This is a genomic window from Collinsella sp. TF09-1AT (genome assembly GCF_003436895.1).
In the GTDB taxonomy this organism is placed as follows: domain Bacteria; phylum Actinomycetota; class Coriobacteriia; order Coriobacteriales; family Coriobacteriaceae; genus Collinsella.
Map to the genome: position 1 here is coordinate 21,575 of NZ_QSRC01000008.1, position 12,481 is coordinate 34,055.

The window sequence follows — 12,481 nt, forward strand, 5'->3', positions numbered from 1 at the left end:
AACGCTTAGGGCCAGCCAGCTATCCAAGACAGGCTGGCCCTTCGATTTAAACGATTGGATCATCATGTCCGTTAACCCCGCCAGCGTCACCAACCCGCCCGCGCAGTTCCCCGAGGACTTTGTCTTTGGCGGCGCCACTGCTGCCTACCAGGTAGAGGGCGAGACCCGCACCCACGGTAAGGGCAAGGTCGCCTGGGACGACTTCTTGGAGGCCCAGGGCCGCTTCTCTCCCGATCCCGCCTCCGACTTCTACAACCAGTATCCGGTGGACCTGGAGCTGTGCGAGGAGTTTGGCATCAACGGTATTCGCCTCTCCATCGCCTGGAGCCGCATCTTCCCCGAGGGCACCGGCAAGGTGAACCCCGAGGGCGTGCAGTTCTACCACGACCTATTTGCCGAGTGCCACAAGCACCACGTTGAGCCGTTTGTCACGCTGCATCACTTCGACACGCCGCTGCCCCTCTTTGAAAAGGGCGACTTCCTCAACCGCGAGACCATCGACGCCTTTGTGGACTTTGCCACCTTCTGCTTTAAGGAGTACGCCGACCAGGTAACCTACTGGTTCACCTTTAACGAGATCTGGGCCGACGCCTCCAACACCTACATCGAGGGCACCTTCCCCGGCGGCGTCAAAGCTCATCTGGCCGAAGCCTTCCAGTGCGAGCACAACATGATGCTCGCCCACGCCAAGGCTGTACTGGCCTTCCACAACGGAGGCTTTAAGGGCAAGATCGGCGTCATTCAGTCGCTGGAGTTTAAGTACCCGCTCAACGAGAACGACCCCGCCGACATCAAGGCCGCCAACAACGAGCACGTGCTGCAAAACCAGTTCCTGCTCGACGCCACCTTCCGCGGCGACTATGCCCCCGACACCCTCGAGTGCGCCAACCGCCTGGCTGCCGTCTCGGGCGGCACCATCGAGATCCTGGACGAGGACCTCGAGATTATGCGCGAGGCAGCGCTCTACAACGACTACCTGGGCGTTAACAACTACCAGTGCCGCTTCCTCAAGGCTTACGATGGCGAGAACGACCTGCACCACAACGGTACGGGCGAGAAGGGCACCGGTCGCTGGCGCGTCAAGGGCATTGGCGAGCATGTGAACAAGCCCGGCATCCCCACCACCGACTGGGACTGGATCATCTATCCCGAGGGTCTGTTCGATCTGCTCGTCTACATTAAGCAGCGCTACCCCAACTACAAGCAGATCTTCATCACCGAGAACGGTATGGGCTACAAGGACCCCTACAAGGACGGCTTTGTGGACGACCAGCCGCGCATCGACTACATCGAGCAGCACCTGCGCTGGCTGCTTAAGGCCATGGAGGTGGGCGTCAACGTGGGCGGCTACTTCCTGTGGAGCCTGCAGGACCAGTTCTCCTGGACCAACGGCTACAACAAGCGCTACGGCTTCTTCTACGTAGACTTTGAGACCCAAAAGCGCACGCCCAAGGCGAGCGCCTACTGGTACAAGCACGTGGCGCAGACCCGTCGTCTGGACTAGTTAACGCCATCGGCTGCCGTGACCATCACGCAGCCGCGCACCTTACCATTCCCGATTGCATGGACACTGCGTCCATGCGCCTCTTTCCGTGTGGCGGATGCGACCTTCCCGGTGGATGCTTCAGCATCCTTGGTCGTATCCGCCGTTTTTGTTTTTGGGCGGGCTGGGCCGCGTTCGTTTGTCTCGATCTGTAACATCTAACTCGCTTTTGGCCGTCTAACTGTTACAGATCAAGACAAAGATGATGACTGGGTAGACAAAATCTCAATCTGTAACACCTGGTCGAGTTTTTGGGTCCTAACTGTTACAGATTAAGATGAACGAGCCGAGCACGTCTACGCCCGCAGATCCCGCACGCTCGCGCGCTCGACCAACACGCCCGAGACGAGCGTACGGCTTCTGGAGCTCGGGGCTTCCAGACCTGCGACGACCTCGTTGAGCGCACGGATGCCCAGCTCGCGGTGGCGAAACTTCACCGACGTCAGAATCGAGTTGGGAATCGTCTTGTAGAGCTCATCGTCGAAGCCGATCACGGACACGTCGTCGGGCACGCTGAGCCCTTTGTCACGTAGGGCCATCATCACGCCGTTTGCCATGCAGTCGTTAGCGGCGAGGACCGCCGTGCAATCGGGCTTATCGGCAAGCACAAGGCCCGCGGCATAGCCACTATCCGCATTCCAATCGCCTTGCAGGGGCTCGGGCGGCTCAATGCCACGTGCCTCGAGTGCCGCACGCCAACCTTTCATACGACACTGGCTCGACAGCGACTCTTTCTTACCAGAGACGAAGTACACGTTCTTGTGCCCGTGATTCAAGAAGTACTCGCACGCCATGCGCGCGCCGCCTTCTTGATCGTCACTGACGGTGGAGCAGGTAGGATGCTCCATCGGTGTGATAATCACCGTCTTGAGGTCTTTCGGTGCCTCAAAGGTATCAAAGTCATCGACCATCTGGCGCAGGTTGAAAATCATGCCGTCGACGGGAAGCTGCGACATCCTATGCGCCGCTTCGGCAAGGGTCATCTTCTCCCCCGCCCGCTTTTTGATCATCGTGAGAGCAAAGCCTCGCTCTTCGGCGGCATCGGCGATACCGTCGATCATGTCCACGGCGCCGCCCGACAAGTGGAACATCACCACGCCGATGCACCCGTAACGGCCCAACTTGAGTGAACGCGCGGCAAAGTTGGTTCGAAACCCGAGCGCCTCCATTGCGGAATGGACCCTATCGCGCGTCGACTCGCGCACGCTACCGGGCTCGTTAATCACACGCGAAACCGTCTTGAGAGAAACACCCGCGGCAATCGCCACATCGTTCATTGAGACATTTTTCTTGTCCATCGTTGCCACTACTTCTCCACTCGGTTCTCTATCGCTTGTTTTTTGCGTTCTAGCATACACCACCTGCCTGACTGATAAATCAACCGTTTACCGGACAATATCGACCGCTCACCCGTATATCCTTGTTGCTCTTCCAAAAATGTCTTACGTTGTCATTAACGAAATGACAACGTTGTCATTTCGCAATGCCTTCCTTGAGCAGGAAGGTTTCCGGGCAGTCCTGACCATCCATCGACGACCAGTTCCATCCACATGCATCGCGCATCAAGTAGCAAAGGAGCTCTATGGACGCCATCGTAAAGATGCTCGAAAAGCATCAGCCGTTCTTTGAGAAGATCTCGAGGAACATCTACCTCCAGGCTATTAAGGACGGATTCCTTGGGTGCATGCCAATCGTCCTCACCTCTTCGATCTTTCTGCTCATTGCCACCCTTCCCGGCGTAGTCGGCATCACGCTGCCCCAGCCGCTCATCGACTGGTGCAACAAGCTGTACAACTTCACCATGGGCGTCATGGGCATCATGGTTGCCGGCACCACTGCCAAGAACTTTACGGCTTCCATGAACCGTCGCATGCCCGCCGGCAAGGTGCTCAACGACGGCTCCACCATGGTGGCCGCCCAGTGCAGTATGCTTTTGCTCGCCGTTACGCAGTTCACCACCAAGTTCAACGGCTCCGAGCTTTCGGTCTTCGACTGCACCAGCATGGGTACGCGCGGTCTGTTCTCGGCCTATATCGCCGCGTTCATCACCGTGTGGGTCTACAAATTCTGCGTCTCGCGCGATCTGACCATTAAGCTGCCCAAGGAGGTCCCGGGCGCCATCGCTCAGAACTTCCGCGACATTATCCCCTTTGGCGGCGCTGTCATTATCTGCGGCATCATCGATGTGGTTGTGCGCAACCTCATGGGCGTTCCGTTCTCCGAGCTGCTCATCAAGCTGCTCTCCCCGCTCTTCACTGCGGCAGAAACCTATCCTGGCCTCATCCTTATCCAGGCAGCCACCGCGTTCTTCTGGTTCATCGGCGTCCACGGCCCTTCGATTGTCCAGCCGGGCATCGACCCCATCCGTCTTGCCAACCAGGCCGAGAACCTGCAGGTTCTGCTGGCCGGTGGCCACCCCGCCCACTCCCTCACCTTTAACATGTCGCTCGTGGGTGAGTTCGGCGGCACTGGCGCTACGTTCATCGTGCCGCTTCTGCTGATTCTCTTTATGAAGTCCAAGCAGCTCAAAGCCGTCGGTAAGGCCTCGATTGTTCCTGTTGCCTTTGCTGTCAACGAGCCGCTGCTCTTTGGCGCGCCGATGATCCTTAACCCCTACATGCTCATCCCCTTTGTTGCCGCCGGCTGCGTCAACGTGAGTGTTGCCAAGTTCTTTATCGACAATGTGGGCATGAACGGCTTCTCCTTCGTGGTGCCTTGGGCTACCCCTGCCCCCATCGGCATCTTCATCACCACAAACTTCCAGCTTATCGCCCTGGTGTTTGTTGCAATCATCATCTTGCTGGACGCTATCATCTACCTGCCGTTCTTGAAGGCATACGATAAGCTGCTCTGCGACCAGGAGGCCGAGCGCGCCGCCGAGCTGGGTCTCGAATCCGATGGTGCTGCCACCATCGCTGCCAACGCCCCTGCGCCCGCTGTCGAGCAGACCGCCGCTGTCACCGCTTCCGTCGAGCCGACCGCCGCTGTCACCGCTGCCGTCGAGCCGACCGCCGCTGCCGCCGACAGCAAGCCTGTCGCCGATCAGCCCGAGCCCGCCGCCGACGCATCCGCTAAGAAGGATGTCGACGGTCTGAAGGTCCTCGTCCTGTGCGCCGGCGCCGGCACCTCTGCCATGCTTGCCAACGCCATCAAGGAAGGTGCTGCGCAGACCGGAGAGAACATCGCCTCCTCCGCAGGCGCCTATGGCCAGCACACTGCCATCATGGATCAGTACGACGTCATCGTGCTCGCCCCGCAGGTTCGTAGCTACTACAACGACATGAAGGCCGACACCGATCGCCTGGGCATTAAGCTGCTCGCTCCCCGCGGTAAGGAATATATCGACCTTACTCGCGACCCCGCTGGCGCCATCAAGTGGCTCCGCGAGAACCTCGACTAGTTCCTCCCTCTGTTGGTGCCCGGATTCCCGGTTCGGGCACCTCTCCCTATTCGTATCCCACAGAAAGGATGACTCATGACCAACCCCATGCAGTTCCCCGACGGCTTTGTGTTTGGCGGCGCCACCGCTGCTTACCAGGTTGAGGGCGAGACCCGTACACACGGCAAGGGCAAAGTGCCCTGGGACGATTTCCTGGCTGCTCAGGGCCGTTTCTCCCCCGACCCCGCAAGCGATTTCTACAACAAGTACCCGGTCGATATCGACCTGTGCCAGCGCTTCGGCATCAACGGCATTCGTGTCTCCATCGCTTGGAGCCGTATCTTCCCCAGCGGCACTGGTGAGATTAACCCCGAGGGTGTTGCCTTCTATCACGAGCTCTTTGCCACCTGCAATAAAGCCGGCGTTATCCCCTATGTCACGCTCGATCACTTTGATACGCCCGAGGCCTTCTACCAGGACGGCGGCGAGGGCTTCCTGACGCGTACGACCATCGATGCCTTTGTCGAGTACGCCAAGTTCTGCTTTGCCGAGTTCACCGAGGTCAAGCACTGGTTTACCTTTAACGAGATTCCCGCGACCGCCGAGGGCAGCTTTATCGTCGGCAACTGGCCGCACGGCGAGAAGTATCGCCTGGACAAGGCCTTCCAGCTCATGCACAACATGATGGTGGCCCACGCCAAGGCCGTCGTCGCCTTCCATGAGGGTGGCTTTGAGGGCGAGATCGGCATTGTCCAGAACCTGGAGCCCAAGTATCCCCTCGACCCCAACAACGCCGCCGACTGCGAGGCAGCTCGCATGGCCGACGTCATCAACAACCGCTGGGTACTCGACGCCACCTTCCGCGGCCACTATGCCGCCGACACGATGGAGGCTGCGACCAAGCTGTCCCATATCGCCGGCGGCGAGCTCGACGTCCGCGACGAGGACATCGCCGCGCTGACCGCCGCGCTCCCCTACAACGATTGCCTGGGCGTCAACACCTACAAGTGCCAGTTCCTGCGTGCCGCCGAGGGCGAAAATGACATCAACCACAATGGCACCGGTGACAAGGGCTCCTCGCGCTGGTTCCTCAAGGGCGTGGGCGAGTCATGCGTGCGCGAAGGCGTACCCACCACCGATTGGGACTGGATCATCTATCCCGAGGGCCTCTACGACCTGCTGCTGCGTATTAAGAACGATTACCCCAACTACAAGAAGATCTACATCACCGAGAACGGCATGGGCTATAAGGACGACTTCGAGGATGGCTTTATCGACGACGCCCCTCGCATCGACTATATGCGCCAGCATCTCGCATGGATCCTCAAGGCGATTGACGGCGGCGTGAACGTCGACGGCTACTTTGTGTGGTCGCTGCAGGACCAGTTCTCCTGGACCAACGGCTATAACAAGCGCTATGGCCTGTTCTACGTCGACTTTGAGACCCAGAAGCGCTATCCCAAGGCGAGCGCGTACTGGTACAAGAACGTCGCGGAGACCGGCCTGCTCATGGCCTAGTTTAAGCCGCGTACCCCCTGTCGGCCGCATGCGAATCCCTCCACGGGTTCGCATGCGGCCTTTTTCGTTTTGAGCGGCCCGAACTTGAAGATCTCGATCTGTAACACGTAACCGAGTATTCCGGCCCTACCTGTTACAGATCGAGACAAACGGGTAGCCCGAAGCAGAATATCTCGATCTGTAACATCTAACCCGGTTTTCTACTTCCAACTGTTATAGATTGAGATAATTCGACGAAGCCGATGTTTTATTATACCGTGGTACAATTGTGTCCCAACGCAAAGGAGGTACCCATGTCCGCTTGTGTGCCCGTCCGAGACATGAAGGACACCGCCACATTCACCGCACTTGTTGAGTCTGAGCGCGACGTTACCGTAACCAAGAACGGCTACGAGGCCATGCACTGCATCAGCAGCGACCAGTATCGCCTCATGCAAGAAGAAATCGCCAAGGCAAAACTGCTGTCTCGTATGATGTTGGCAGAAGACGAAATATCGCAAGGCGACTACAGCGATTACGAATCCTTCGCGGCTTCGATACGAGACAAATATGACCTATAACGTCGTCATACTCAAAAGCGCGCGATATGAGTACGAGAGTATCGTCGGATACCTTGCCCAAATCCTCAAGAATCCGCGCGCAGCAGGCAATTTTGTCGCTGAGTTTGAATATCAGCTTGATCTGCTTCGCGAGCAGCCGCTCCTACGTCCCCTTTCGCACATGCAAGAGCTGGCGGCACGTAATTACCAATCGTTTCCCGTCAACAACTACGTGTGCCTCTACAAGTTTGAGCACGAAACAATCTATATCGCCCACATCTTTCATCAATCACAGGACTACGCCCGCCTGATCTAATTTGCAAGCTGAACGGTTGGCCCGAGCGCATTTGCGCGTCATTTCGCGTCACGTTGACGCGTAAAATGGCGCGCAAATTTTTTCGTGTCATAATTTTGACGTGCAAAATGCCATGTAAAATTTTACGTGTCATTTTGCACGTCAAGTTAAAGCGAAACGGAGCACTACGATGCAAGAGACAAAGGATCTTGAGTTCAAGGAAAGCGTCACCAATTCGTTCCTCAAAACCGTCTCCGCTTATGCAAACAACACGGGTGGGCGTGTCCTATTTGGAATTAACGACGCCGGAAAAATCGTTGGCCTCGATGACCCCAAGCAGACCTGCTTGGATATCGAAAACAAGATTAACGATTCGATCATCCCCCAGCCCGATTACTCCCTAAAAATCAACGAGCCCGATGCAACCGTTGAGCTTACGGTCTTTCCCGGCAGATCGAAGCCTTATCTATACCGCTCGAAGGCGTACAAGCGCAATGACACAGCGACTATACCAGTTGATACCCTAGGTCTTTCGCGCCTTGTGCTCGAGGGCCAGAATCTCTCCTTTGAACAGCTCCCGGCAAGCAAGCAAGATCTATCTTTCACCGTTTTAGAGAATCGTCTAACTGCAAAGTTAGCGCTTCAGTCGTTCACAACCGACACTCTCAAAACCCTCGGCCTGCTCGATGAGACCGGGACCTACAATAATGCAGCAGAGCTGCTCGCGGACGAGAACGGCTTCCCAGGCATCGACATTGCAGTGTTTGGTGACACTATCAACCTCATTAAGCAGCGCAAGACCCTTGAGCATGCATCAGTTTTAACTGAAATTGACAGTGCTCTTGAGCTATTCGAAGCTCAGTACTGCTACGAAGAGATCAAGGGAATGGAACGAATCCGCAAGGAGCCCATTCCACTTGAGGCGTTCCGTGAGGCAATAACCAACGCAATCGTTCATAGGACCTGGGATGTACCAGCGCACATCCGCATCTCGATGTTCGACGACCGGGTAGAAGTCGCCTCACCCGGCGGATTACCGGCAAGCATGACTGTCGATGAGTACCTGTCCGATATGCTGTCCGTTAGGCGTAACCGCATTCTTGCCGAAGTCTTTTTGCGCCTGGGCCTTATCGAGGCATTCGGTACGGGCATTATGCGAATTCGAGACACCTATAAAGACAGCATCAAAAAGCCTCGTTTTCAAGTTTCGGACAACGCTATTGTGGTCACACTTCCCCTACTCATGGATAACCCCGGGCTCGAAGGCGACGATCTTACCGTATTTGAACTGCTGAGTGAAGTGCATCCCCAATCGACAAGTGCGCTTGCGGCCAAAGTTACCTTTAGCCGCTCGAAGCTACTTCGCATCCTCAAAAAACTCGTTGAGACGGGCCTGGCTACAGTTGAAGGCGCCGGCAGGGGGCAGAAGTATCGCCTGCTGCGTTAGCTAGCAAATGATCTGCGTGTGCTCCTCGATGGCGGCACGATTCTCGGCGGTAATACCCGGTTCGCACACCACGGCGTCCAAATTGTCCAGGCGGCAGAAGGTGTAGAAGTCGCGCTTGCCGATCTTGCTGGAGTCGGCGATCAGATAGCGCGAGTCGGCCTTGCTAAAGGCGAGCTGCTGGATACGGCCCTCGTCCATGTTGGACGTAGATACGTCACCGTCCAAGATGCCGTTGGCACCGATAAACGCCGCGTCGATGCCCAGCGCACGCAGGGTATCCTCGGCCGTCGGCCCCACAAAAGCGGCGGTGCGGCGACGGTACATGCCGCCCACGAGACACAGGTCGCAGTCTTCGCGCGCCTCGAGCAGGTTAAACACCGAAAGCGAATTGGTCACAATGCGCAGGCGGCACGCCGGCAGCATCGAGGCCATCTGCTCAACCGTGGTGCCCGTACCCAAAAAGATGGTCGAGCCTTCCTCGATAAGCTCCACAGCGCGGCGCGCGATCTGCAGCTTTTCCTCGGCATGCTTAGTGCGCTTTTCGCTGTGCGAATACTCGTGGCGCAACATAGCGTGAGGGCGGCCCTGTGCACTGCGGGCTCCGCCGTGCACGCGCTCGATCTCGCCCAGGCTCGCAAGCTCCTCAAGGTCACGACGAATCGTCATATCCGAGACACCTAACGCATCTGAGATCTCCTTAACCGAGACCGTGCCCTGCTCTTCGAGCAGCTGACGAACCCTATCCTGTCGCTCTGCCTTAATCACGATGAATCCTCGCCGTTCTTTGCGCGCATATCATTCAAACAGTAACGAACAAATTGTATCAGACTCGTGCGCGTCAAAAATGAACGCCCGCACAGCTCCAATCATCACTTTTTTGAGAAAAATACCCCCTGCTTTAGTGGGGTGTAGTGATAATCTCGCCTGTTCGCGCTACAGTTTGTCCGAAATATCTCGATGTTAGGAACCAAATGATCACTTCCGAGCTTTTCGGCACCGCGCCGTGCGGTACCCCCGTTCATCGTTACACCCTCAACGGGCCCGAGATCTGCGTTCGCATTATGGACTATGGCGCCACCGTGTTGGGCATCGACGTGCCCGACATCCCCGGCAACGTGCGCGATGTGGTGCTGGGCTTCGATAAGCTCGAGGATTACTTTGACAACCCCGCTTGCTTTGGCGCGACTATCGGCCCCGTGGCCAACCGCACCGCGGGCGCCACGATCACCATCGACGGCACGGACTGGCATATGCCCGCCAACGAGGGCGCCAACAACCTGCACAGCGATCTTGAGCACGGCCTTCATAAACGCGTGTGGGATGTTGAGCTCGACGAGGTCCACAACGCCGTGCGCATGACCACCCCGCTTGAGGACGGCGAGCTGGGCCTGCCTGGCAACCGCACCTTTACGGCCGTGTTTACCGTGACGCGCACCGGCTGCTTCCGTATCGAATATGGCTGCGAGAGCGACCGCGCCACGTACGTGTCCATGACCAACCACACGTACTTTAACCTTGCCGGTCATAATGCCGGTATGGACTGCGAGCACTTCTTTGTTGCTAACGCTGCCCACTACCTGCCCATTAACGAGCAGAACATCCCCACCGGCGAGATTGCTCCGGTCGAGGGAACACCGTTTGACTTTCGTGAATTGCGCCCCGTCGCGCCTGGCATGGAAGCCGACGACCCGCAGATTAAGCAGGCCCGTGGCTACGACCACTGCCTGTGCATCGATGGCTATCAGTACGGCCGTAATCTGCGCCGCGCGATGCACGTCGAGGAGATGTGGACCGGTCGTGAGCTGGACTACTACACCACCGCCCCGGGCGTGCAGCTCTACACCGGCAACTGGCTGGGCGACAAGCACGCCAAGGACGACGCCAACTATGGCTGGGGCGCCGGCTTTGCCCTCGAGGCCGAGATGTACCCCGACACGCCGCACCAGCCTCTGTTCCCGCAGGGCATTGTGGGCCCGGGCCATCCCTACAGCAATGTGATCGAGTACCACTTTATGAGGCACTAAGCGCACAACGCAACATATCGCACACCAGCGCCCGCCGGCACCACCGCCGACGGGCGTTTTTCTATCTAGTCATTGAGGACGTCCTTAAACGGCTAGTCGTTAGGGACAGCCTTCACTGCCAGACGAGAAGGACTGTCCCAATCTGCCGGCACTTTGGGACGTTCCTAAAAGGCATGCACATAAGGAACGTCCCCAAGTGCCAGGAGTGTCCCCAACAACTAGTCATTCAAGAACGTCCCCAATGACTAGTTGGATGGGGGCGGGGTCGGAGCTGGGGAGGTAGCGGATTTCCAGCTCTACTCCGAGCTTTTGCAGCTCTCTAAGAGCAGCGACGTCTGCATCGCCCATGGCGACTGCGGGCGTTGCGGGACGCTTGCCCTCCCCTGCCTGCATATGACCAATGCTGATCTTGCTGATCGGCACACCGCCCTTAACCAGCGCGAGCGCATCGGCGGGTGAGGCCACCATAATCAGAATCCATTGGCGCGGCGTTGCGGTATGAATGATGTCGATGGTCCTTTGCACCGAGAAAAACCGCGTCCACACACCCTCGGGCGCCGCGACCCTCATAGGCGCCCACTTGCGCGAATCAGCCGCAATCTCGTCGTTGACGATTAGGACGAGGTTGGAACCCACAGCCTCGTTCCACAGCTCAACGTCTTGCCCGTAAATAAACCGATCATCGATACGTGTAAGAAGGATCCTGGGTTGAGCCATGGCAGCCCCATTCTGTTTGAGACCCGTAAGAGCAAGACATCGCGTTTCCAATATTAGTGCATTTAAAGTGAGAAAAGCCGTCAGAACACTTGCGCGGATTTGCGATGTCCCGTATCATAGACAGCCGTTGACGCCTCAGTTGCGTCACCACATGGCCGCCAGCGTAGCTCAGTTGGTAGAGCACCGCTCTCGTAAAGCGGGGGTCACCGGTTCGAGCCCGGTCGCTGGCTCCATTGCACAAGATAGCCGCCTTCGGGCGGCTTTTTTGTTGCCGATTTTGAGTGCGCATACGCCAACCCAAGCATCACCACGTCGATCGCTTCCTGCTCAAAAACAGAAAGCCCCGCCAACCGCAATCCCCAAGGGAACTGCGATTAACGGGGCTCAAACGCGCTCCCCAAGGGGAATCACGCTAGTTCACGAGCAGCTCGCTACTCTTCCCAGTAAGCATCTGCAAGCAGCTTAAAGCAAATCTTCTTGACCGGCTGTGCGCCATCGCCCGGGAACTCAAGCGTGGGCATGTGAGGCTCGCCGGCAACGAACAGCGCAAACTTGTCGTCGGCAAGATCGCCGGCGATCGAAGCGTCGGAATCGACCAGATCGTAGTCGTCCTTCTCGTCAAACTCCTGAACCAGCGTCAGGCTGCCCGTGGCGACCTTAAAGGCCTCGCGACCCTCGACGTCGATCTGCAGGTCGTGATAGCGCTGATGCGTCTCATAGTGAGCCTCGGCCTCGGGACGCGTCGTGGGAGCCATGACGTTCGCATAGACCTTGTCGCCCAGAATCGGATGGCTGCCGACCTCGAGCTCTGCTGGGTCGTTCTCCTCGAGCCAGTCAATCAGCACGTCGAGGCCCTTGAGCATTCCGCGGTACTCCTCGATATCGCCCAATGCACCGTAAATCATCTAAATCCCCTCTCGGATCGTTTTTTGGCAGCTACTCGGTAAATGCGTTACCGACGCTGTTGCCACACACATACGTCTCGACCAGGGTAAGGTCGGGATTGAACACGACGGGGT

At 57.5% G+C, this 12,481-nt stretch carries 11 protein-coding genes and 1 tRNA gene; 8 read left to right on the forward strand and 4 right to left on the reverse strand.

Annotated elements, in window-relative coordinates; genetic code table 11:
- Positions 1-64: 64 nt before the first annotated feature.
- On the forward strand, positions 65-1,504 hold the full coding sequence (gene lacG, locus DXC90_RS07785; protein ID WP_117735483.1) for a 6-phospho-beta-galactosidase: 1,440 nt from the start codon (positions 65-67) through the stop codon (positions 1,502-1,504).
- A gap of 335 nt (positions 1,505-1,839) precedes the next feature.
- Here lacG (DXC90_RS07785) and DXC90_RS07795 read toward each other — a convergent pair whose 3' ends face one another.
- Positions 1,840-2,841 carry a LacI family DNA-binding transcriptional regulator gene (locus DXC90_RS07795; RefSeq protein ID WP_118405181.1) on the reverse strand — a complete coding sequence of 334 codons (1,002 nt, stop codon included), beginning with the start codon at positions 2,839-2,841 and terminating at the stop codon, positions 1,840-1,842.
- A 284-nt stretch (positions 2,842-3,125) separates the two neighbouring features.
- Between DXC90_RS07795 and DXC90_RS07800 the strand changes: the two genes are divergently transcribed.
- The 5 genes from DXC90_RS07800 to DXC90_RS07820 all read left to right on the forward strand — a co-directional run bounded on the left by DXC90_RS07800 (position 3,126) and on the right by DXC90_RS07820 (position 8,721).
- Positions 3,126-4,943, forward strand: a complete 1,818-nt coding sequence (locus DXC90_RS07800) for a PTS lactose transporter subunit IIBC (RefSeq protein WP_117735486.1) — start codon at positions 3,126-3,128, stop codon at positions 4,941-4,943.
- Positions 4,944-5,018: 75 nt separating this feature from the next.
- Positions 5,019-6,440, forward strand: coding sequence for a 6-phospho-beta-galactosidase (lacG, locus tag DXC90_RS07805; RefSeq protein ID WP_199406652.1), 1,422 nt, complete (start codon positions 5,019-5,021; stop codon positions 6,438-6,440).
- A gap of 293 nt (positions 6,441-6,733) precedes the next feature.
- Entirely contained in the window at positions 6,734-7,000 is a 267-nt protein-coding gene (locus tag DXC90_RS07810; RefSeq protein WP_117735487.1) for a type II toxin-antitoxin system Phd/YefM family antitoxin, read from the forward strand.
- Complete coding sequence (locus DXC90_RS07815) at positions 6,990-7,295, forward strand: type II toxin-antitoxin system RelE/ParE family toxin (RefSeq protein ID WP_117735488.1); 306 nt, start codon at positions 6,990-6,992, stop codon at positions 7,293-7,295. Before DXC90_RS07810 ends, DXC90_RS07815 begins: the two co-directional genes overlap by 11 nt.
- 169 nt (positions 7,296-7,464) lie before the next feature.
- Positions 7,465-8,721 (forward strand): ATP-binding protein, encoded by a 1,257-nt coding sequence (locus DXC90_RS07820; RefSeq protein ID WP_117735489.1) that lies wholly within the window; start codon positions 7,465-7,467, stop codon positions 8,719-8,721.
- Here the strand turns inward: DXC90_RS07820 and DXC90_RS07825 are convergent, their stop codons facing one another.
- The gene (locus DXC90_RS07825) at positions 8,722-9,486 is read right to left on the reverse strand and encodes a DeoR/GlpR family DNA-binding transcription regulator (RefSeq protein WP_233502252.1); all 765 of its coding nucleotides are present in this window, start codon (positions 9,484-9,486) and stop codon (positions 8,722-8,724) included. It abuts the gene before it with no gap.
- Positions 9,487-9,692: 206 nt separating this feature from the next.
- Here DXC90_RS07825 and DXC90_RS07830 point away from each other — a divergent pair, with 206 nt between their 5' ends.
- The gene (locus DXC90_RS07830; RefSeq protein WP_117735490.1) at positions 9,693-10,745 is read left to right on the forward strand and encodes an aldose epimerase family protein; all 1,053 of its coding nucleotides are present in this window, start codon (positions 9,693-9,695) and stop codon (positions 10,743-10,745) included.
- Positions 10,746-10,967: 222 nt separating this feature from the next.
- On the opposite strand, the gene DXC90_RS07835 is transcribed toward DXC90_RS07830, so the two are convergent.
- Positions 10,968-11,462, reverse strand: a complete 495-nt coding sequence (locus tag DXC90_RS07835) for a PTS sugar transporter subunit IIB (RefSeq protein ID WP_117735491.1) — start codon at positions 11,460-11,462, stop codon at positions 10,968-10,970.
- A gap of 157 nt (positions 11,463-11,619) precedes the next feature.
- Here DXC90_RS07835 and DXC90_RS07840 point away from each other — a divergent pair.
- Positions 11,620-11,695, forward strand: a tRNA-Thr gene (locus DXC90_RS07840).
- Between the two features lie 198 nt (positions 11,696-11,893).
- Here the strand turns inward: DXC90_RS07840 and DXC90_RS07845 are convergent.
- Positions 11,894-12,367 carry a YhcH/YjgK/YiaL family protein gene (locus DXC90_RS07845; RefSeq protein ID WP_117716293.1) on the reverse strand — a complete coding sequence of 158 codons (474 nt, stop codon included), beginning with the start codon at positions 12,365-12,367 and terminating at the stop codon, positions 11,894-11,896.
- Between the last annotated feature and the right edge of the window lie 114 nt (positions 12,368-12,481).